The sequence below is a fragment of the Myxacorys almedinensis A genome, assembly GCF_010091945.1.
Lineage (GTDB): Bacteria > Cyanobacteriota > Cyanobacteriia > Leptolyngbyales > Leptolyngbyaceae > Myxacorys > Myxacorys almedinensis.
Map to the genome: position 1 here is coordinate 120,108 of NZ_WVIE01000011.1, position 21,587 is coordinate 141,694.

A 21,587-nucleotide genomic window follows, 5' to 3' on the forward strand; every position below is an offset into this window, starting at 1 on the left:
GAAAATAGGGAGGTGGATGCCGCGTAACTGAGATAGGGTTAGGGATGAGTTTCTAGAAACGCGAATTTTAATGCAACTTATTCTCAACTGAAGCGAGTTAGCTGTCAAGTGTTTGAGATCTGCCTGCGCCATCAAATCGAGTTCCGGGCGAGGTGCCTGAAGCAGCGCGATCGCAAACAGAAACTTTCTCCCTGGAGACACGCAAGCGTCAGCAACGGCAATGGGCGTGATAATCTAAATTGTCCTTTTGCTAAAGAATCACCCGTGAGCGCGAAGGATCTCTTTCACGATGCTGTTAAGCAAGCACTGATTCGAGATGGATGGGTCATTACAGATGATCCGCTAGTGGTTCGCTATGGTCCGACCAACCTCAAGGTCGATTTAGGGGCAGAGCGTATCATTGCCGCACAGCGAGAGACTGAAACCGTTGCGGTAGAAATCAAGAGTTTTCTTGATCCGAGTGCCGTGAATGATTTTCATACGGCTGTAGGGCAATATCTCCACTACCAACTTGCCTTTAATTACAACCAGTGGAGCCGAAAGCTCTACTTAGCGGTTCCCAAAGAGATTTACGATACCCAATTCGAGAAACCTCTTTTCCGGGACAGTCAGACTTATCGAATTAGAATTTTGGTGTACAGCACTGAAAATCAGGAGATTTTGACATGGATCGATTAGAGCAATACCGAAACATTGTCAAGCAGGTTCTTCAACATTACTACACCCTCTATAAGCGAATGCCAGACGCAGACACAACAATGGTGTGTGACCCCACCTCCGACCAGTATCAGGTGATTCAGACGGGATGGGATGCTCAGCAACGCAGAATCTACACCACTCTGCACCTATCGCTCAAAAATGGAAAAATTTATATTCATAGCGATCCCACCGAAGAGGGGGTGGCAAACGCTCTAATTGGGGAAGGAATTCCTAAAACGGATATTGTGCTGGAATATCAGACTCCAACATTCAGGAAGCATTCGGAATTTGCTCAGGCTTAGCGCGGTTCCTGTGGAGTTGCGCTTTGCGCTAATCGTGCTTATCCTGTTGATTAAGTTTGCGTAGAAATGCCCTATTTCTGAAAATTCTGCGATCGCGGCGGCTACAGAATTCTCAAAAAGGTTGCGCGATCGCAAATTGAAACTCTCTCCCTAGAACAGCTAGAGTCATTGGGTGAGGCGCTGTTGGAGTTTGAGACGATCGCAGATTTGGAAGCTTGGCTGCAAGGCGATCGCGCAAGCTGAGGGGGAGAGCGATCGCGCTTGCTGACTGATCACAGAAGCACCGTCGGGATTTGAACCAAGGTGGCAGATGGAAACAGGTCGTGGAGTTTTTTGTAGGGAAATTCTCCGGTGTCATGGTTGATGTACTGCTGCATGAAGTCTAGTAGTGGGGCGGCAGTTTCATCGGGGGGCAGATCGGTGATCAGGTAGGTTGGTTTCTCTGGGCTGGAAATGGCGATGACACAACCGTGCTTACACGCCCACATGCAACCTACAGACTGGATTTCTAGTTGTAATGATGAAAAACTTTGCCTGGATAAGGTATTGAGTCGCTCAAATAAACGAGTGCCATAACTTGGTTGGCTTTCTGATATGTTTCCGTCTACACAGTAGCAGTATTTACAAACGGAGTGTGTGTGTTTAGTCATACACCTAAATTGCTTTGGGAGGAGAAAGTAGAAGCTTTGGGAGTTGCTCTAGTATCATGGAATCCGCGATCGGACCACCAATCACGCTCCCCCACATTGCATGATCAACAAAGTAGACTCGACCTTCTTTCCAAGCTCGTGAATAGTGCAGCAGCGGATTTTTAGCCCATTTTTGTTTGAGTGCCTCTAGCGGGACACTATAGGTCGAATTGCCATCCCAATCATCTATCCAAGTATGGACAATGATAATATCTGCATCAAGTTGGGATAGTGTTTCAATGGTGACTTGAGGTCGTACTCCTGGTTTCCGTTCCACATCTTCAAGCAACACAGATTGAAACCCAATTTCTTCAAGGAGTTGAACTAAATCCCCACTGTAGCTAATTTCAATGTAGTCCATTAATTGGTTGCAAACTACATTCAGCACTCGCGGGTGAGTGTTGGCAAGCGGGGCTAATTGAGTGCGAACTTCAGCAAGCTGTTGTTGATGTGAGGCAATGACTTGTTGTACATTGTTTTCTCGATGGAGTGCTTTAGCTAAAGTTTGAATGTTATTTTGCCAAGTATCTGCCGTGTGGTCGATTAGCACAGTCGGAGCAATAGCAGACAATAGCTCATTTTCCTGGAATTTCATTCCCAGAATCAAATCCGGTTTAAGTAAAGTCAGAGCTTCCAGTGAGGGATTGTTACGACTACCTACGCTAATAGGTTGATTTGTGACAAATTGACCTAAGTAAGGAATTTGCTGACTGGGATTGTCGAATTTACGCCCATTGAACGAACCTGAATCCGCATAAGCAGAGGGCTGCACATTAAGCGCCAGCATCATACTTAGCAACTTTGGTTCTAGTGCAACTACTTTCTGAGGTTTACCGCAAATCGTGGTTTCACCAACTGCGTGTTTCACAACTCGACAATCAGTGGATGTTCCTTGCACATTCTCCAAATTCGGTCTATTGGGAACACCACTTTGACAAGCCGTAATTAAGATCACTGTGACAATGACCAAGCCAATGTATTTATGCAGAGAAAGTCTCATCTGGCGGCGAATTTTGGGAAACATGATGAACGCTCTTTTGTTAATTAAAGTCAAAACTGGATAGAAAAAGAGCCGATGACTGTGAAAGGTGCGCCAGGATAAATGATGTTTCTGCTTTGAGACGTTTCATAATAAGTTTCGTTGAAAAGATTCCTGATATTGAGTCCTAATCTCCAGTTATCCCGCTTGTAATAGATGGCGAAATCAGTGCGGAAATAGCTGGGCATAATGCTGGTATTTTCCAAGTCGGCGTATCTATCTCCCACATAGTAAAGTCCCAAACCAAAGCCCAAACCTTTTAAATCACCGCTTTGTAGTTCATAGGTTGTCCACAAACTTGCAGCGTGTTCGGGTACATTATTGATGCGATTACCAACAACAACTCTATTGTCTTTTGAGGTAATTGCATCGGTGTAAGTGTAAGATGCAATGATATTCAAACCTGGCAGAATTTCGCCGCCAATATCTAATTCAATACCTCTACTTCTCTGTTCTCCAACCTGCACAGATAAATCTGGATCGTTGGGGTCAGCAGTGACCACATTAGTTTTGGTAATTTGGTAGGCTGCTAGGGTTGCTGAAAGTTTTTCGCTGATATCTGCCTTGATACCAACTTCGTATTGCGTTCCTCTTGTTGGTTTAAAGGGTTCGTTTGTTGCCGAACGACCAAAAAAGCGATCGGGTTGAAACGATTGAGTGTAGCTGGCATAGAGGGAAATTGGTTGAATTGGTTGATAAACGATCCCAACACGGGGATTAAAAGCACTGAGGGATTCTTCACCCGTTGTTTCTCCCAGTTCTGTTTGTTTTCGTTGGAAGGTATCAAAGCGACCACCAACTAAGACCTTGAGATTATCTGCAAAAGTAATTTGATCTTGGAGGTAAATTCCCAAGGTGTCTCTACGAGTCGTGTAAAAGTAAGCTTCATCAGATATGGCAGGTAAATCAACATCATAATTGGGATTAAAAATGTCTAGCAGTATGGAGTCTGCCGCGCCAAATCCTGTATATTCCCAAGTGTTTCGTCTTAATTCCACCCCAATTAAAGGTTGATGGACAATCGATCCCGTCTTGAACTTTCCAACTAGTTCTGTTTGCAGGGTATAGATTTTTCGTGTGAATTCTTGACGATCTATAAATATTGGAGCAAACTGGTTGTCAACCAGCGCACGGCCACCACTTGCAGAATCACCAGTTAATCGACCAGACACAAAAGAAAAGGCATTGCGAAGTTGCCAGTCCTGACTGAATTCATGCTCCAGTCTATAGCCAACCCGCAAATTGCTATCGTTATAAACACTTTCCGGCAGACCAATGAAGCGACTAATGGGGATGGGGGCAGGTCTGTCTCCAATGGAAGGAAGTCCCCGATCGTAGAGGTAATCATTGTTTAGATATTCAAGGTCGAATGTTAATGAAGTGCGATCGCTAATATTCCAGGTAATTACAGGCGCAACAAAGACACGTTCGGTAAAATTAAAATCTCGAAAACTCTCAGAGTTTTGATAAGCCACATTCAGCCGATATAATACCGAACCATCATCTGTGAGTGGCCCAGAAATATCAAAACTGGGGCGATAAAACGCATAATTGCCGACATTAAATTCAGCTGAATAATAGGGAGTGCTAAGGGGTTGTTTTGTGACAATATTGACAATTCCTCCCGGTTCAGCCTGACCAAATAGAACAGAAGCCGGCCCTTTGAGAACCTCAATGCGATCGATGTTTGCTGTATCTACCGAAGAGTAAGAGTCATTGTCAGAAAATCCATTGCGGAAATTTCCAGCTTGATCGAAGCCACGAATATTATATCCACCGGCATTTGAACCTCCGAAGTTATCTCGTTTGCGTACACCGCTGACGTTTTCCAAGGCTTCTTGTACGCGCGTCGTCTTTTGGTCTTCTAAGATTCGACGCGGGATCACTTGAATCGAAGCGGGAATATCACGCAATGGGGTATCAGTCTTAGTTGCGGTGGTTGCATTGGGCACACGATAGCCATTTTGCTGACCCGTCACCACAATTTCCTCATCCGGCTCATCCACTTCCGGGTTGAGGCTATAAGCCAGTTCCCCAACTTTCAGCGTCACCTCAGAAGTCGGCAGCTTACCCGTTCCCGCCACACTAACTCGAATCGTGTTGGCATCCTGTTGGGTCACGCCTAAAGTCGCAATATCTGGAGTCGGATTCGCAGCACTAAATCCTGGAGCATTGGGGAGAGCCAGCACCGCATTGGGAATATCGGCAATCAGGCTGCTACCTTCCGTCCGAAACTTCGTCGCATCCACCTGGAGCGGTTTACCTTCCGCCGTTTGCAGCACAATTTCCAGTCCGGTATCGGTACGGTTGAGGCTCACACTTGTCACCTGTACAGTAGCGGCTTCAATCTGCGCCATCCATTCTTTAACGGTAGTGGCGGGGCGGGGGCGATCGCGAAAATGAGACACAGTTGCTTGATCCGCAAGTCTTGATCCCCCTAAATCCCCCTTGAGAAGGGGGACTTCAAGCCGCTGTTCAGTTCCCACCTTTTTAAGGGGGGTTAGGGGGGATCTCTCTTCTGCCCTCCCCGGCACTGCCAACCCACTCACCAAACTTCCGGTTAAAGCAGCCATCAAGCCATAAAATCGGACTTTGCCCATCTGCTGCAAACCTACTCTGCTCATCTTCCACACACCACTTGAGAGTCTTAATCATAATCACTCTCAAGAGGATACTGGAAAACAGAGAGGCGTGGTTGAGCGCGATCGCTCATAGACGGATTATTTTGACCCATAGACGGATTTTTTGGATGGATTTAGAACCACGATCGCGTTAGCGACTCAACGAGCAAATCGGTTGCAATCTCAATCACCCTAGGGCTAATTCGTTGTCGTAAGAACCTTTGGTTGGCAACGGACGCTATCAAAACCCGTTGCCAATCTTTCTCCATGCGGCGATTTCACACTATGCCAACACTAATATACTTTCCGATTTTCGCTCTTCAAACTGAATCATCGTGTCAAAGTTGTCTCGCAAAATCTGAACAATTTTTGATGTTGGACAATTGCCAACCCGAAGATAGATAAACTTCGGTGGATGACCATACAGCAAACTACGCTGATGCCATACAGCAAACTACGCTGATGAAAGTCGGAATCTTTGGAAACAATGACAAAATCATTTGCCTTTGCATATTCCCAAATGATGCCATCATCAGTATTTGTAAGCGCCAAGGTTTTGCCATGCTCAGAACTAGGATACAAATCGATAATCCTGCAAACAATCCGGTCTGAAAGATTCTCATCAAAAAGCAGTTTCACAGCGATGCCACAAACAACTTCTTCTCACGATCCGCTGCAAAAGCAAGACAAGCTTTAATATCTTCTGAGGTAAGCTCAGAAAAATCTTCCAAAATTTCTGCTTCGGTCATCCCGCCTGCCAGATATTCTAAGATGTCATACACAGTGATTCGCATACCCCGGATACACGGCTTGCCGCTGCGCTTTCCAGGCTCGATCGTAATAATATCTTGGTAGTCCATAAAAGGGCATGAGGGAAAAATGTCTACTTAGCATTATAACCGAGAACTCTTTCTGCCCGCAGACAGAGCATACTTCTACAGCTTAACTGCGCTGTGCTGAGCAGCCTCTGCCGAGGACTTCACTAGGATGATTTGATTTTAACCCAGGGTCAAAGGCGCTAAAATTTAGCTTATCCAAGGTAAAAGCAATCTTCTATGACCATTGCCGTTCCTCAACCCCTTACGTTAGAGCAGTTTTTGCAACTGCCCTACATTGAAGAGTCACCCGCTTGGGAATTTATACAGAGAGAAGCCGTTCAGAAGCCAATGTCTGGAGGAAAGCACAGTCGTTTACAATCCCGTTTGGGGGCAGCTATCAATGCAATCGATTCCCCTTACGAGGCATTTTCCGAATTGCGCTGCACAGTGGGTGGACGATCGATTGTTCCAGATTTAGTGGTTCTGGCAAAGAGCCAGATTCCCATGGACTCCAACGGAGAAATTATCAGTACAGGAATCAGCGTTGCGCCGAATTGGATCATTGAGATATTGTCCCCCGACCAGAGCCAGATGAAGGTGACTCGCAATATTTTGCACAGCTTGCGCCACGGGGGGCAGATAGGCTGGCTGATTGATCCGGATGAGCGCGTCGTGTTGGTTTATCGCCCGGATTGCTTACCCGAAGAGTTGACCGAGGATACCCAACTTCCCTGTTTACCTGGGGTTGATTTGGCGTTGACTGTAGAGCAACTGTTTGGTTGGCTAAGGGTGAGTGGAAACTAACATCAAAGCCCTAGCCCTATTTTGCCCTTTATCACGTAGGCTTTGGGATTCACGCCAAACTGTTTGCGGAAGGCGGCTGCAAAATGACTCTGGTTTGCGTATCCCACTGCTTGAGCCGCTTCTCTAACGTTCATGCGTCGTTCTGTTAGCAATTGTCGTGCCGTTTCCATACGGTGCTGATGCAGGTAGCCAAACACCGTTGTGCCAAACACCTGCTGGAAGCCAACCTTCAGTTTGTAATCATTCAAGCTAATTTGCCGCGCCAACTCCATCAGCGAGGGTGGATGATCTAGATTCGCTTTGAGAATTTTTTCGGCAACATAGATGCGATCGACGTCATCCGGCTTCAGCAAACATAGGGTTCCTGGTGATCTTTCTGTTGCTTTAATTTGCTCTAACTTCAACGCAATCAGTTCTAAACACTTACTTTCGAGATAAATTTGCTTGGTTTTTCCTTGAAATGGACAATTGAAAATTTGTTCCAACGGCGATCGCATCGCAGGTGTGATGACATTGATTTCATCGAAACAATTTCTATTGCAATCTTCAATATGTTGTCTAATTTCTACTGGTAGTTCTTCTAATGTCTCGGTAATCAGTTGAAATAATGCATCGGGAGCCTCTAAATGCACATCAACCTTATACACTGGATCATTGGCGTAAGTGATCCATGTGCCTTCTCCTTCATAGGCTCCCCATTCAATAAAGTTTTCTCCGGTATGCTTACCACTGCAATTACCCGATAGGTTAAATCCAAATTCCCACGCTGCACCAAACACTTCATCTCTAATATACAAATCATGATGCAGTTGATAATTAAACAGAGCTAGATTGATTTCTCGCAGTTGAATAAATTGAATATACCCCTCTCCAAATTGCTCAGGCACAACCTCAATCTGCTCGCAATACCCTGAATGGCTAGATACCAAGGGAGCAGGATTGCACGCTCTCCATAACTCGTCGTAATCTGTGCGTGAAATAGTGATTGCCATGATAGGTTTAAGGATGACTTTCGCAAACAGGCTTTAGCTAATGATACTAATTCTCAACTAAACTGGAGCAATAGTCAAGTAGTCGTATCAGGTTAGCCCCATGACGACGAATCGAGCTTCTGTTTAACATCTTCTCTAGCAGATGATTTACTAAGCCCAACAAAACTTGCGATTTTGTCTCCTGGCGGCACTTCTTGGTGCTTAAACAGATTTTTTAACCATTGCACCCTGTTGGACAAGCTGGCTAACCCGATATTGTTTGGTTTCTTCTACAGGCTGATCATTACCTGATTGCCATTGAGTCATCACTGTGCCACAGACCTCAATCCTAGCCTCGTACACGCCTATGTCATTGCCATCCGGTGAGGCATACTCAATGCGTACCTCTGCCCAGTCGGGTTCTTCATCGTCGTTGTGAGTGGGTGCAATAGCGATCGTTTCTCCTCGTTTGAGGTAATTCAACCATTTCCAGCCTTCTTGCATCCAAATCTCTCGTTCTGCAATTTGTTCAAACTGCTTTAATCCACACCAGCCCCGGTAAAAGGAACGCAAGTCTGCAACAGAACCATTGTGATGCACTAACGAATCCAAGATTTCAGGTTCTAAGTGCCCCCAATAGCGTCCTTCGGGCAAGTCAACCAGGGTAGGTGCAAAGACGTGTCCTCCAAAGTGGCTACATCGCCAAACGCGCAATCTTCCTCCAGAGTTTGCGGCATGGTCATTGCGTAATCGTTCGTAAATCGGAAAGCCAAAGCGGGCACAGGCAACATCTACAGTGCCGTGGGTACACACCATCAACTCTCGAATATGCTTGGTTTGCTGTTGATAGGCGGCAAAGTGAGGCAGTTGGTCTGGCTGCTGTAGCAAGGCAGTTGCGAGGGAAAGAATTTGCTCGGTGGGGACGATAAACTCTTGCTTTTCAAATTGAGCAAATAATCCGGCTGGACGGTGATAGTAGAGAATGCGGGTTTTGTCTGGAATGGAATACGCGCGATCGGGGGCAATCAGCAGGGGACGAATCCAGAGACCGTGTTCGTCATGTAGCGGTTTGATCAGGTCATGGTAAATCGGATGCAAGATGGGATGTTCTTGCCAGGACGATCGCTCCCAGGGTTGGGGCATTTCGATGATGAACCAGCGATCGTACTGCCATGCGGAACCAATGGGATCATGTCCATTGGCTTTAGAAATCTCGGAACAGAATTGGCAATGGTTACGACTTCTGTTAGCTGTCATGGGTTTGACTCCTTCACCAGATATTTGAACAAGTCATCAAGAATGTGATTCGCTCCTAATGGCCCGGCTACTATCCAATTTTGCGGCTCTACAGTATAAACTCGCGCCGATTCCACTGCTTCTAACCGATTCCAAAGTAGAGTTTTTTGATATCGTGCCAGTTCATCACCTGACTCATGAACAAGAAAAATCACATCAGCATCATGAGCAGAGAGTTGTTCTAGGCTAAGGTTGAGCCGAGTTACGGACTGCGATTGAGCAGTAGGGCGTTGAAGTCCTGCATCTTGGAGAACTTCACCCATCGTCGTCTCCTGTCCAAAAGTCTTGAAAGTGGAATTTTGAATCGCTAAGAGTGATACAACAAGAGTATTCAACCTATCTCCCATTGCCTGGTGAAATTGTTGAATACGTTCCTGGTAACTCGCTAAAACTTGTCGAGCAGGCTGAGTTCGATCGAGCAAAGTGGCAAGAGCATAAAAGTTACTTTTGAAGCTCTTGCTGCTTTCCCAACGTATCAGAATTGTCGGTGCGATCGCATCTAGTAGCTTATAGATATCTTGGTGAAATTCTCGTCCAATGATCAAATCTGGTCGTAGTTGCAAAATTGTTTCTAGATCAGGATGATTAGAGCTTCCCACAAAGATGAGATTTTTCGCGGTATCAGGTGCAATTCCACGGAGCATGGGTTGCCCATTGCTGCCTGGGTAGGTAGCAACCGCAATCGGGTTCAGCCCTAAAGCTAACAGTGGATCGAGCAAAGTCGAGTCATGCAGCACGACAATACGCTGAGGTTGGCGAGGAATACAAGTCTCACCCAGCCAATGCTTTACAACCCGACAGTCTCCAATGCTAACTAGCCTTTCTTGCACACCTGATTGCTTTATCTCAGGCAGATGACCATAGCAGGATGTAACCATAAAAAGGGTGCAGATCAGAAAAATATAGAACTTGACCCAGCGATTACCCCGTAGGGAGAACTGCTTCGCATCGCACCGCATACGCTAGAACCGATAGACAATACTTCCCACCACACTACGAGGAGCACCTGGATAAACATCCCCAAATGTCCCATCATAGTACCGTTCATTAAATAGATTTTTTAGATTGAGTTGCACTGTTAGATCAGGATTATTCAAGCGGTAAGCCATCAGAAAGTCAACCGTTACGTAACCTGGTAACTGATAGTTGTTAGTCAAGCTATCCCAACGCTCTCCCACATAAAACACTCCACCCCCTAAGCTTAAGCCTCTGAGACTGCCATCAAAATCATATTTTGTCCATAAGCTGAAGCGATGAGGAGAAGCTGTAGGCAATCGATTCCCGATTGGAAAACGATTATCTTCCGTAATTTTGGCATCTAAATAGCTATAGGAAGCAATAATACTCCAATTGGGTGTAATCCTCCCCGTAACATCTAACTCAATTCCCTGGCTTTCTTGTTCTCCAGTTTGCACGCTGAATCGGGAACTATTTGGATCAGGCGTAAGAACGTTGCTACGATTGATCTTGAAGAACGCCAGTGATGCTCCCAAAGCACCATTCAAAAATTCAGTTTTAGCACCCACTTCATACTGGGTACTAAACGTTGGGTCGAAAGGATTTCCGGTCGCATCAACACCAGAATTAATTTGGAATGAACGGCTGTAGCTAGCATACAGCGACAGCCAGTTTGCCGGTTGATAAATCATTCCCAGTCGAGGGCTAAAATCTTCGACGGTTTGATCGCGCACTAGTTGATTAGTGAGTCGATTTGATTGTTGGAGCAAAGCATTGTTATAACGACCCCCTAACAATATTTTTAGATTATCAGTTAGGGAAATCAAATCTTGTATAAAAAATCCAAAGCGACGTTCCGGAAGCGTAGCAGAATTCCGAACTGTAAACTCTCTAGTTGTGCGACCGTAAATGGGATCTTCGATGTCTAGAAAAGAACTTTGACCATCAAAGTTGGTAAATGGTAAATTCCGATAGAAGTAGTCTATACCTACAACCACTTCGTGACCAATAGAACCAGTTTTGAAGTTGCCAATTAAGTCTACTTCGCCGAAATAGTAGTTGACTGTTTGCTCTGAAGCACGTTGCGATCGCTCTAGTGTCCGTCCATCTGATCCTAAGCTATCTGCTTCCGTAGTCTGGATAAAATCACGACTTGCATCAATAAAGTTGAAGATCTTGCGTATCTTCCAGTTGTCACTCAATCCATGCTCTAAGGTAGATAAAACCGAGAGATAGCGCGATTCAAATTCATCATTGGGTTCATTCAGCAATTGGCTGATTGGAAGCTGACGAATACGCTCAAAAGAGGCTCCTGGTAGCAGTAGACCGGAATCAGTAATGCGATCGTCTTTGCGGTACTCTAGTTCTACTGTCCAACGAGTGCGATCGGCGATCTGCCAGCTAATCACGGGCGCAATGAAGAAGGTACGATTGTTGATAAAGTCCCGAAAACTATTGGCATCTTCATAGGACGCATTCAAGCGATATAAAAGCGTCTTCTCAGGATTCAAAGGACCTGACAAATCGATCGCTCCTCGATAAAAACCATAGCTTCCAACATTTGCTTCAACTTGAGCAAACGGTTCAGATAACGGCTGCTTCGTCACCAAATTGATAATGCCACCGGGAGCTAAATCGCCAAACAATACTGAAGCTGGACCCTTCAAGACTTCTACTCGATCGGTGTTGGAATTGAGAGCAAATCCAACGAAATTAGGAAATTCAATCCCGTTCCGCCGATAGTTACCTGTATTGCTGCCCAAAAAACCTCGTAAAACGAGTTGATCATAGGTGCCAAATGCAGAACCACCAGAAGTCACTCCACTAATATTTCGTAGGGCTTCTGTCAGCGTATTCACTTTTTGATCTTGCAGCACTTCTTGAGGTACAACCTGAATCGACTGAGGAATGTCGCGGATGGGCGTATTAGTTCGGGTTGCGGTCGAGGTATTGGGCACTCGATAACGATTCTGCTCACCCGTCACCACAATTTCTTCATCCGGTTCATCTGCTTCTGGGTTAAGGCTGTAGGCAACCTCTCCAGTGTTGAGGGTCACCTCTATCGTGGGGAGCGCCTCCTTGCCCGTCACGCTTACCCGAATGCCGCTCACCGTCTGCTGCACAACTTGTACACTCGCAATATCGTCGGTCGGATTCTCAGCAGTAAAGGGCTGTCTCTCCGGCAATGCCAGCACTGCATTGGGAATATCAGCAATCAAGGTATTGCCTTCGCGTCGAAACTGCGTGGCATCCACTTGCAGGGGTTTGCCCTCTGCCGTTTGTAACACAATCTCCAACCCACGCTCGGTGCGGTTGAGGTTCACTTGGTTCACCTGAACAGTCACCGCTTCGATTTGGGCAATCCACTCTTTGAGAGTCGTAGCGGGATGGGTGCGATCGCGCCCCACTTCCCCATTCTCTAACGCCTTGATCTCAGCCCATCCTGGCAATGCCAATCCACCCACTAAACTGCTTGCTAAGATTACCAGCCATCCAGAAAACTGAACCGCACTCATCTGCCGCGACTTGATTCCGCTCATCTTCCACACCAACGAGAGTCTTAGTTAGAATTATTCTCAAGAAGATATCGAAAAATGAGTGAAAATAATAGATCGTTTTGACTCCTAAAGGGAATTCTTTTAACGCTAGACGGAATTTCTATGCCGAGCTTGATAGATTTTGGGCGTTACACCAAATTTCTTCTGGAAGGCTGCTGCAAAATAGCTGCGATTCACAAAGCCGATCGCGCGTGCCACTTCCGACACATTTAAGCGGCGTTCTTCGAGCAACCGCCGTGCCTGCTCCAAGCGATAATCATGCAGATAGCCAAAGGCGGTCTTGCCGAAACAGACGCGAAATCCTCGTTTCAGGGTGCATTCGTTCAATCCCACCTGTCGCGCCAACTCAGAGAGCGAAGGCGGATTATCGAGCCGATGCAACAGAATCTCTCTTGCGTAATGAATGCGATCGACATCCTCCGGCTTCAGCGGATAGAGAGCAGGTTTTACCTGACAGCGTTCTAGTTCTTGCGCCATCAGCAGCGCCATCAGTTCCCACACCTTACTTTCTAGGTAAATGCGGCGAGTAATGCCCTGAAACGGACACCGCAGCAATTGTTGCAAGGTCGTTTGCATCTCCATTGTCGTTGTCCCTGAGCCACAATAATAAGGTTCCAGGGAAGCCGGAATCAAAGGCTTTAACTCAGGTTGTAGAGTTTCTAAAGTGCTGTTCCAAAAAGTCAAAAATAGGTCTGGCTCGATGTGAACATTCACTTCCTGCTGATGTAATGCTGTCGATTCAACCGTTTCAGCCGGAGCTAGACCACTCCCACAGAGCGAATATTGCCCAGTTGTTATGCCGTAACTTGGATTTTTAAACCCGCCTGTGAGGACAAAACAATATTGCAGGGGATGGGGGCGTTCTTGAGTTTTGACGCTCAAAGGTTGGTGCAAGTGGTAATCTGCGATCGCTAACTCCAACCCATGGCGCAGATCAATTTCTCGCGTGAATCCATTTCCCAACGCCTCTGGAAAATGCAATACGGTCTCGAATGAGTTCGGTTCTGGATGACTGGGTTGGGTTTCACAAAATAGCGCCCAGTAGTCATCTTGAGAAAGTGCGATCGTCATGATTATCTGAACCCCAGCTACTGAAACTAATTCTTAATTATTAATACCTTGATTCTCAAATAGATGGCAAGTCAAAGCGAATCCGACTTATGTATCAAGGGAACCGTTAAGGTGTGCCTTATCTTACTATTCGTCTATGCTCTATCAACTCAGCACCTCGATTCATTACCTCTGAACAATGAATGATTCGAGTGGTTCGATCGCACTATTTCTTTGTTGATAGCTCTTGAAGGTGCCAGAGCGCGCGATCGCTCAGCATCATTCATGCGATCGTGATGAGTGTGATCACATAGTAGTTCTCATCATTCAATAATTTGTCACTGCAATCTTATTGCAAACTAATACTAATTAGGTCAAGATACTCTTGAGGCTTGCATCCTGCTTTGTCAGCGTAATAGAACATTATGACGATCGCACTTTCGAGTCAAACCTGTGACGATTTGTTTGAGGAAACACTCGAACAGATGCGATATCTTGATCCAGAAGATGAGGCAGATGTGATCATTCCGTTTCCGGCTGAATTGGGGCGAGGGCTGACGCGACTCATTGATCTGCGAGAGGAAGTATGGTTAGCAATGGATTATCACGAACCCTTAGCTAAGCTTGCATTTTCCTGCGAGGAATTTCACCAGCCTGACTTTCTCAGAGTTGGGTTTCATCTGTCGGGAATTCATCACAGTCCGAGCGTTACGGTTTGCCCAGGAGAGTACTCGCTAGCTGGCAGTGGTGCATCTCACAAAGGGGTGTATGTAACTACTGAAGGAGCCGTGAGAGAAATTGCTTTTTCGATTTCCATTGAAGAGATGCGATCGTTCTTTGGTCAGTTGCCTGCTGGATTGCAGCCTTTGATTGGATCACCTGATCAGTTATCGTTTATTCGAGGATATCGCACGACTCCCGCGATGCAAATTGCCTTGCAGCAGATGTGGCAATGTCCCTATCATGGCGTGATGAAGCAACGGTATCTAGAAACGAAGATTTGGGAGTTGCTGTTGCTCTCGGTGGAGCCATTGTTAGAAGAATCGTCTGCGCCAGAGAAGTTGCCGAGCAAGCTGAAGTCGGAACAGGTCGATTGCATTCATGCCGCAAGAAAAATCCTGTTGCAACGATTAGAGAATCCGCCTTCGATCGCTGAATTGGCGCGACTGGTGGGACTCAACGATCGCGCCCTTAAAGAAGGATTTCGGGCTTGTTTTGGTACAACGACATTCAACTATTTGCATCACTATCGGTTAGAGCAGGCGCAACAGATGTTATTGGCAGGCGATCTGAAAATTGAAGTGGTGATGCAACGGGTGGGCTTTACGAGTCGGAGTTATTTTGCCAAGGCGTTTCGGAACAAGTTTGGCATGAATCCGGGCGATTATGCTCGTCGGTACAGACAGATCCTTTAGAATCGATCGGAGCGACGGCAGGAATCGCATATACAGGAATCACATACAATAGAGCCATTACAACCGCAAAAATAGCAATGCAGCGAGACGATGTTCTAGAGAAGCTCAGATCTTACAGACTTTCGTTAAAAGAGTTTAATGTGAAGTCGTTAATTCTTTTTGGATCGGTTGCTCGTAACGAGGCAACGCCAGAAAGCGATGTAGATTTGTTGGTGGAGTTTGAACACCCGATCGGGTTGCTTGCGTTTGTGCGGTTGCAGCGGCATTTGGAGACTATTTTAGGTTGCTCAGTTGATTTGGGAACTCCGAACTCACTGAAGTCTTACCTGAAAGAGCCTGTCTTGCAGGAGTCTATTCGTGTCTTCTAGAAGTCTGCGGCGACGAATTCAAGATATTGTCGAGATTGGTTCAGAGATTGAAACATTTACACAAGGTCTCAATTTTGCAGAGTTTGAAGCGGATATTCGCACAGTAAGAGCCGTTCTTTATAGTTTAGCGATCATAGGAGAGGCGGCTGCGAGTTTGTTGCCAGAAGTTGAGATGCTTTATCCAGAGATTCCTTGGGTAGATATTCGAGGAATGCGAAATGTTGTGATTCATGAGTATTTTCGAGTTGATTTAGAAATTATTTGGGAAACGATTCAAACAGATTTGCCTCAGCTACTTCAACTGTTGAGAGAGTTGCTTAAAGGCTTGGAAAGGATATGAACGATTCTCTGAAGAAATATACTCGCAAAAACTCAGCGATCGCGAAAAAAGTCCCGCTAGAGATCAAGAAAGTCCCGCTAGCATCCAAAAAGGGCTTCCAATCTCGTGAGCCTCTCCAGTATTGTCTATTGATAACGATTCCTAAGTACTGGTGTGAAGATGATGAGTGTGTGGCAGCGATTAGTGCAAAGCGCAACTGCGAAGCAAACGTTCTTGGTTTCTAGCGCGTTTGTTCTGTTGGGAGCAACGTCTGCAATGGCAACAGAACCAACGGTTTCTCGAATTCAAGATCAACCGAAAGCTGCGACTACGGTAAGCGAATGGATGGCACAAACGGAAGCACAGCAGGCGCAATTGGTGCGGGTAACGGGCGTGAAGCTCAATCCAACACAGCAAGGATTGGAGATTGTGCTAGAGACGGAAAATGGTCAGGCTTTGCAGGCGACGCAACAGGCTCAGGGCGATACGCTGATTTTGACGGTTCCGAATGCGGTGTTGGCGTTGAGCAGTGGGCAGGCGTTTGAAGCGGACAAGCCGGGAGAAGGAATCGATCGAGTCACCGTGATGCAAGCAGATGCAACGACGATTCGGGTGAGCATTGTTGGACTGAATGATTTACCAACTGCCGAGATCATGCCGGGACAGGGGCTAGTGTTGGCGGTGACACCAGAGGAAGGAATTGAAGAAGAGATTACGGTGACAGGCGAGGGAGCGCGAGGCTATCGAGTGCCAAATGCAAGTACGGCGACAAGGACAGATACCCCGATTCGAGATATTCCCCAATCGATTCAGGTTGTGCCGCAGGAAGTGCTAGAAGATCGCCAGGTTAGATCACTGACCGAAGCTGTAGAAACCGTCAGCGGTGTAGTTGAAGACTTTAGGTATTTGGGTTCGACTAGTGGTACTAGAATTATTCGAGGCTTTTCCGCTGGAGACACTTTCCGAAATGGTTTCCGTGAAGGTAATGTGATTACGACAGTGCCTTTTCCAACAATTGAGCAGATAGAAGTTCTCAAGGGTCCCGCCTCAGTTGTTTCGGGTTTTGCGGAACCTGGTGGAATCATTAACTATGTTACCAAGAAGCCCTTGAGTGAACCTTACTACAAGCTAGGGTTTGAGGCAGGAAACTTTGGACGGTATCAGCCGAGTATCGATTTATCAGGTCCACTAACTGTGGATAAAAATGTGCTGTATCGCTTCATTGCTTCTTATGAACGTCAAGATAGTTATCAAGAGTTTGCTAATTCAGCAGTAACTACAATTGCACCCTCGATCTCATTTAAGTTGGGAGAGCGGACAGATTTAAACCTTTACTATGAGTACAGTAGATTCTTTGGAGATCCAATCGTCCGATATGCGGTACGTCTGAGTGATGACAGTCTAACACCTCGACGCTTCCACCCTAATTATCCCGAAGTAAATGAGTTTGAGTCGATTAGTCATAAGGCTGGTTACACTCTTACTCATGGACTTAGCGATAACTGGCAAATTCGCAACAGCTTTGCTGCTACTATAGCAAGCTTTAAAGTCAGAGATATTTTCCGAACTGGGGTAATCGATGATCGTTTTTTAACGTTTGCTGCTTTTGATGGTGACCTTAGTGATTACAACTACTTTGCACAAATTGACTTACTTGGAAAGTTCCAAACTGGATCGATTGCTCATCAGCTTTTAATTGGTTTTGATTTCAATTCCTTTAGAGAAGATTATGTCAACAGCATAAATTTAAATGCGAATATCCCGCCTTTAGATATTCGTAATCCTGATTATCGCGCCCTAAGAACAAGACCCGAACTTTTCCCAGAACCTACTTACGTAATAGATAGAAAGTCCTATGGAGTTTACCTTCAAGATCAAATTGCCTTCAGTGACAATTTGAAGTTATTGATTGGTGGGCGCTATGACTGGATATCTGATGGAACAGGAACGATTAGTCCTGACAATGTAGTGAATATTCCAGTCCAAAATGATGGAGCTTTCAGTCCTCGTGTTGGCTTAGTCTATCAACCGAGCAAAAATGTTTCACTTTATGCCAGCTATACTCGATCGTTCAATCCAGCGATCGGACGTAATCCAGATAGTAGACCTTTTGAGCCAACCAGGGGAACACAATATGAAGTCGGAGTTAAGACTGATTTTCTCGATGGTAGACTTTCAGCTACTTTAGCTGCCTACAACATTACAAAGACAAATGTGTTGACTCCCGATCCTGATCCCATTCTGGCGCAACGAGGTTTCCAAGTGCAAGTTGGAGAACAACGAAGTCGCGGAATTGAGCTAGATGTGGCAGGTCAAATTCTACCTGGTTGGAAGATTACAGCTTCCTATGCCCTAACTGATGCCACAGTCAGCGTTGATAATTCCGTTATCAGTAATGTTGGCAATCGCCTTGCAAATGTACCACTCAATCAGGCAAGTCTCTGGACGACCTACGAAATCCAGAAGGGAGATTTGCAAGGGCTGGGATTTGGATTTGGATTATTTTACGTTGGTGAGCGGCAAGGTGATTTAGCAAACACATTTCAAGTCGGTGATTATCTACGGACTGATGCAGCAGTTTATTACCGTCAAAATGGATTCAACGCGGCAATAAACATTCGTAATCTCTTTAATATAGATTATGCAAACTCAGCAGCTTTCGGTGATAAGCAGAGTATCGATAGGGGAGAGCCGTTTACTATCATTGGTTCTATTAGTTGGGAATTGTAATTTGCAGCTATGGTACAGTCTTTAGAACTTTAAGCAGGAGAAAAGACCCTTTGCAATGAGGAAGAAATCGACCTATAAAATTATCGTACTTCTCTTCCTATCAGCTATATTTGCCTTCGCAATCACTGCTTGTAACAGCAAGATGCAGTGGTTTAAGCAAGGGGAAATCAATTCAACAGTTGTGCGAACTACTCCCCTCAGCCTGGTTCAAAAACCAACAGCAACCAAAATCGTTAACCATGCTCTAGGTCAAGCTGAAATTCCACTTCATCCTCAGCGGATTGTTGTATTAGATGACAGTTTTATTCTTGATCCATTATTAGCACTATCAATCAAACCAGTGGGCTTTGCTGCTGGTGCTAACTTTATCAATTCAGATAATTTGAGCGAATTTGTCTCTGGTATTCCAAAGGTGGGAGATTGGGAAAGACCTTCTTTGGAAAAGATTCTCAGTCTAAAACCTGACCTGATTCTAGGGCATATATGGCAAAAAAGATTCTATTCATTGTTGAGTGCGATCGCGCCTACCGTACTGATAGATACAGATAGTGAAGTCGATTTTAAGAAAAATTTGAAGTATTTAGCTGACATTCTAGATAAAAGCGATCGAGTCGATAGGATTTTAGCGGAGTACAATCAGCGAATCCAAACGTTTCGACAGCAACTGGGAACAACGCTAAACACAAAAACAGTATCTATCGTTCATCTTTACGGTTCGACTGTTCATGTTTACGGATCAGACCTTACTGTTTATGGTCAAATTATGAAAGATGCGGGAATACGATTGATTCCTGCCTATCGAGATCTCAAAGGTTACTCAGGGCTGAGTATCGAAGCGCTCTCTGATTGGGATGCCGATATTCTCTTTGTTGTAGTACTTCTTAAAACCGACTCCGAACATCTCAGATCGTTATCGTTTCTGAAACAACCGCTCTGGTCAGCCTTGAAAGCTGTGCAAAATAAGCAAGTCTATGCAGTGACTTGGGCAAATACTGTTGCAGGTCCAATCACAGCAAATCAGTTTATTGATGACCTCTACAAGTATTTTGTAGAGCCTTCCTGAACTTACGTTCCTCGTTGTTTGCGATCATCGCGCTCTGATTGTCAATCGCTCAATGATTCCTGCGATCGCGCTCTGATGATCGATCGCTCGATGATGAAGTGCGATCGCGCTCTGATGATCGATCGTTGAGTTGTGAAGTGCGATCGCGCTTTGATGGTCGATCGCTCAGTGCTGTCATACTGCGTTCTGCCTTAATCTGTCATCCCACTATTCAGCAACGCCCTAATTGCCTCTCTTCCCACGTCCCCATGTCCCTCCTCTCCTAGTCTCCCCCTCTCCTTGTCCCCTTCAACGCGATAACCTCACTACATCAATCTGAACATCTGGAAAAGACAGAGGACAAATCGTACCTGTAGTGAATGTCTGCCGTGATCGATACTCTCCATCCACTGGGTCGCGAAAAACAATCAACTCGCTCGTTTTCAAATTGATTACCCAATACTCAACAATGCCCACCTCTGCGTAGATTTTAGATTTGACCTCTAAATCCTTCTGCAAACTGGTATTCGAGTACTCAACCACCCAAAAGACGTTCTCTGGATAGGGATGATGCGATCGATAAATTTCAGTATCCGGGTTAACGATCGCCAAGTCCGGTTCTGGTTCTGAGTTGTTAGGCAAAGTAATGGGATGCCCTTCTCGAACTTTGGCGCGATTTCCAAGCTTATCTCGCAAATAATCGCCTGCATCACTGCTTAATGATGCATGGGGGACACCTTCGGGAGGCATTTCGATTAATTCTCCATGCAATAATTCAACGGGCACGTCATTAAATACGCCCGCTTCCACTGCTTGGTGATAGCGGTCAATCGTCCACTTGAGCGTTGAAATGGTCATGCGATCGCACCTCACCAAATCTTTTCCTTCAGTCAAAAACAGAGATTGAGCCTCTCACTCACGCTATCACAGAACATTGAGGCGCTCTCTATCTCCCACTGCTTCATTTATAATTGACCTATCCTCATAGCAACCAGGCACAACTGGCGCTGGTTGCTACCCTGCTGAACGAGAATGTGATTACCTCTCCCTTATTACCAGGTTTTAGCTGTAAAGTTGCCCGCCTGTTTACATCACGGGCATAGAGGGAGAGCGGGGGAGACGCGGGGAAGGGGAGATGATAAATTCCTTCTATCCCCTTGTCCCCTTGTCCCCCCATCCTCTCCTTGTCTCAACAAAACACTCGTCGATACTTCCGGCTCTCCGCCAATACTCACGCTCCAGCAAAGACGGTGGATTATCCACGCAACACACAGTCAGACGGTTTCAACGGTTGAACATCTGAAGCTTCCATCAGGCTCCACTGGGCAAACTGCAACGCCAGCAGTTACAAGCGATCGCGACTCAGATCTGTAACCAGCATCCCTGGCTGGGCAAGGATGATTCTAAGGCTCAACAACGATTGATTACGGCTTGTCAGGGGTTGCCAATCGGTGAGATTCCAATGGTGCTGGACAGGTTACTGGCATTTGTGGATGCTCCTGAGCAACTAGTTCAACTGATCTTGGAACACAAGATCAACACGCTATGGGGACGGGGATTGGAGTACATCGCAGAACCAGATGTACCCACTGCGGCTGGATTGGATTTGTTGGAGCAACGATAGCAGTTCACGCCAGCGATAGAGCGGGAGTCAGAACAGATGCAGGCAATCCGAAATCAGGCAACTTATGCGAGACCTGCAAGTGGGAAAGATAATTCAAAGTTTGCCTATGTTTATCGAGAGATCGCACCCACTAAATGAACGTGAATCTCTGCTTTAGGCATGGCTTGCAGATGTTTCGCTAACATCGGTCTTATGTGACGTTTGTCGAGGTTTGCTCAGTCTCTGCTCCTTGAGACTTTTAGAGTCAAGGGATGACAATTTTCGCCGCCCCCTTGACTCTAACGT

General features: G+C 45.8%; 23 protein-coding genes. 10 read left to right on the top strand and 13 right to left on the bottom strand.

The window, feature by feature from the left end:
* Positions 1-108 precede the first annotated feature (108 nt).
* The 3 genes from GS601_RS11490 (at position 109) to GS601_RS11500 (ending at position 1,244) form a co-directional block, all read left to right on the top strand.
* Positions 109-678, top strand: a complete 570-nt coding sequence (locus tag GS601_RS11490) for an element excision factor XisH family protein (protein WP_338017017.1) — start codon at positions 109-111, stop codon at positions 676-678.
* Positions 666-1,001, top strand: coding sequence for a XisI protein (locus GS601_RS11495; RefSeq protein WP_162423424.1), 336 nt, complete (start codon positions 666-668; stop codon positions 999-1,001). Before GS601_RS11490 ends, GS601_RS11495 begins: the two co-directional genes overlap by 13 nt.
* A 168-nt stretch (positions 1,002-1,169) precedes the next feature.
* On the top strand, positions 1,170-1,244 hold the full coding sequence (locus tag GS601_RS11500; RefSeq protein WP_274381971.1) for a DUF4351 domain-containing protein: 75 nt from the start codon (positions 1,170-1,172) through the stop codon (positions 1,242-1,244).
* 29 nt (positions 1,245-1,273) lie between these two features.
* Here the strand turns inward: GS601_RS11500 and GS601_RS11505 are convergent, their stop codons facing one another.
* The 6 genes from GS601_RS11505 to GS601_RS11525 all read right to left on the bottom strand — a co-directional run bounded on the left by GS601_RS11505 (position 1,274) and on the right by GS601_RS11525 (position 6,210).
* Positions 1,274-1,651, bottom strand: coding sequence for a DUF1636 family protein (locus tag GS601_RS11505; protein ID WP_162423425.1), 378 nt, complete (start codon positions 1,649-1,651; stop codon positions 1,274-1,276).
* A 4-nt stretch (positions 1,652-1,655) separates the two neighbouring features.
* Positions 1,656-2,714 carry an ABC transporter substrate-binding protein gene (locus GS601_RS11510; protein ID WP_162423426.1) on the bottom strand — a complete coding sequence of 353 codons (1,059 nt, stop codon included), beginning with the start codon at positions 2,712-2,714 and terminating at the stop codon, positions 1,656-1,658.
* Positions 2,715-2,740: 26 nt separating this feature from the next.
* A complete protein-coding gene (locus GS601_RS11515; RefSeq protein ID WP_238393216.1) occupies positions 2,741-5,302 on the bottom strand; it encodes a TonB-dependent siderophore receptor in 2,562 nt (853 codons plus the stop codon).
* Positions 5,303-5,633: 331 nt separating this feature from the next.
* Positions 5,634-5,705, bottom strand: a complete 72-nt coding sequence (locus GS601_RS23930) for a hypothetical protein (protein ID WP_420800306.1) — start codon at positions 5,703-5,705, stop codon at positions 5,634-5,636.
* Positions 5,681-5,989, bottom strand: coding sequence for a DUF5615 family PIN-like protein (locus GS601_RS23935; protein ID WP_420800305.1), 309 nt, complete (start codon positions 5,987-5,989; stop codon positions 5,681-5,683). The genes GS601_RS23930 and GS601_RS23935 overlap by 25 nt, the downstream gene beginning before the upstream one ends.
* Positions 5,986-6,210: a DUF433 domain-containing protein gene (locus tag GS601_RS11525; protein ID WP_162423427.1), complete on the bottom strand. Its 225-nt coding sequence runs from the start codon at positions 6,208-6,210 to the stop codon at positions 5,986-5,988. The genes GS601_RS23935 and GS601_RS11525 overlap by 4 nt, the downstream gene beginning before the upstream one ends.
* A 195-nt stretch (positions 6,211-6,405) precedes the next feature.
* Here GS601_RS11525 and GS601_RS11530 point away from each other — a divergent pair, with 195 nt between their 5' ends.
* Entirely contained in the window at positions 6,406-6,972 is a 567-nt protein-coding gene (locus tag GS601_RS11530; RefSeq protein WP_162423428.1) for a Uma2 family endonuclease, read from the top strand.
* A 2-nt stretch (positions 6,973-6,974) separates the two neighbouring features.
* Here the strand turns inward: GS601_RS11530 and GS601_RS11535 are convergent, their stop codons facing one another.
* The 5 genes from GS601_RS11535 to GS601_RS11555 form a co-directional block, all read right to left on the bottom strand.
* The gene (locus GS601_RS11535; RefSeq protein WP_162423429.1) at positions 6,975-7,964 is read right to left on the bottom strand and encodes a helix-turn-helix transcriptional regulator; all 990 of its coding nucleotides are present in this window, start codon (positions 7,962-7,964) and stop codon (positions 6,975-6,977) included.
* 201 nt (positions 7,965-8,165) lie between these two features.
* Complete coding sequence (locus GS601_RS11540) at positions 8,166-9,200, bottom strand: sucrase ferredoxin (protein ID WP_162423430.1); 1,035 nt, start codon at positions 9,198-9,200, stop codon at positions 8,166-8,168.
* Complete coding sequence (locus GS601_RS11545) at positions 9,197-10,117, bottom strand: ABC transporter substrate-binding protein (RefSeq protein ID WP_162423431.1); 921 nt, start codon at positions 10,115-10,117, stop codon at positions 9,197-9,199. The genes GS601_RS11540 and GS601_RS11545 overlap by 4 nt, the downstream gene beginning before the upstream one ends.
* 84 nt (positions 10,118-10,201) lie before the next feature.
* A complete protein-coding gene (locus GS601_RS11550; protein WP_162423432.1) occupies positions 10,202-12,736 on the bottom strand; it encodes a TonB-dependent siderophore receptor in 2,535 nt (844 codons plus the stop codon).
* A 105-nt stretch (positions 12,737-12,841) separates the two neighbouring features.
* Complete coding sequence (locus GS601_RS11555) at positions 12,842-13,825, bottom strand: AraC family transcriptional regulator (RefSeq protein WP_162423433.1); 984 nt, start codon at positions 13,823-13,825, stop codon at positions 12,842-12,844.
* A gap of 404 nt (positions 13,826-14,229) precedes the next feature.
* Between GS601_RS11555 and GS601_RS11560 the strand changes: the two genes are divergently transcribed.
* The 5 genes from GS601_RS11560 to GS601_RS11580 all read left to right on the top strand — a co-directional run bounded on the left by GS601_RS11560 (position 14,230) and on the right by GS601_RS11580 (position 19,699).
* A complete protein-coding gene (locus GS601_RS11560; protein WP_162423434.1) occupies positions 14,230-15,219 on the top strand; it encodes a helix-turn-helix domain-containing protein in 990 nt (329 codons plus the stop codon).
* 77 nt (positions 15,220-15,296) lie between these two features.
* Complete coding sequence (locus GS601_RS11565; protein ID WP_162423435.1) at positions 15,297-15,587, top strand: nucleotidyltransferase family protein; 291 nt, start codon at positions 15,297-15,299, stop codon at positions 15,585-15,587.
* The gene (locus tag GS601_RS11570) at positions 15,577-15,927 is read left to right on the top strand and encodes a HepT-like ribonuclease domain-containing protein (RefSeq protein ID WP_162423436.1); all 351 of its coding nucleotides are present in this window, start codon (positions 15,577-15,579) and stop codon (positions 15,925-15,927) included. Before GS601_RS11565 ends, GS601_RS11570 begins: the two co-directional genes overlap by 11 nt.
* Before the next feature lie 255 nt (positions 15,928-16,182).
* Positions 16,183-18,636, top strand: a complete 2,454-nt coding sequence (locus tag GS601_RS11575; protein ID WP_202925024.1) for a TonB-dependent siderophore receptor — start codon at positions 16,183-16,185, stop codon at positions 18,634-18,636.
* 55 nt (positions 18,637-18,691) lie between these two features.
* Complete coding sequence (locus GS601_RS11580) at positions 18,692-19,699, top strand: ABC transporter substrate-binding protein (RefSeq protein ID WP_162423438.1); 1,008 nt, start codon at positions 18,692-18,694, stop codon at positions 19,697-19,699.
* 49 nt (positions 19,700-19,748) lie between these two features.
* On the opposite strand, the gene GS601_RS23590 is transcribed toward GS601_RS11580, so the two are convergent.
* A complete protein-coding gene (locus tag GS601_RS23590; protein ID WP_274381967.1) occupies positions 19,749-19,877 on the bottom strand; it encodes a hypothetical protein in 129 nt (42 codons plus the stop codon).
* Between the two features lie 110 nt (positions 19,878-19,987).
* A complete protein-coding gene (locus GS601_RS11585; protein ID WP_338017019.1) occupies positions 19,988-20,572 on the bottom strand; it encodes a Uma2 family endonuclease in 585 nt (194 codons plus the stop codon).
* A gap of 526 nt (positions 20,573-21,098) precedes the next feature.
* On the opposite strand from GS601_RS11585, the gene GS601_RS11590 reads away from it, so the two are divergent.
* Positions 21,099-21,302, top strand: coding sequence for a hypothetical protein (locus GS601_RS11590; RefSeq protein ID WP_162423439.1), 204 nt, complete (start codon positions 21,099-21,101; stop codon positions 21,300-21,302).
* Positions 21,303-21,587 lie beyond the last annotated feature (285 nt).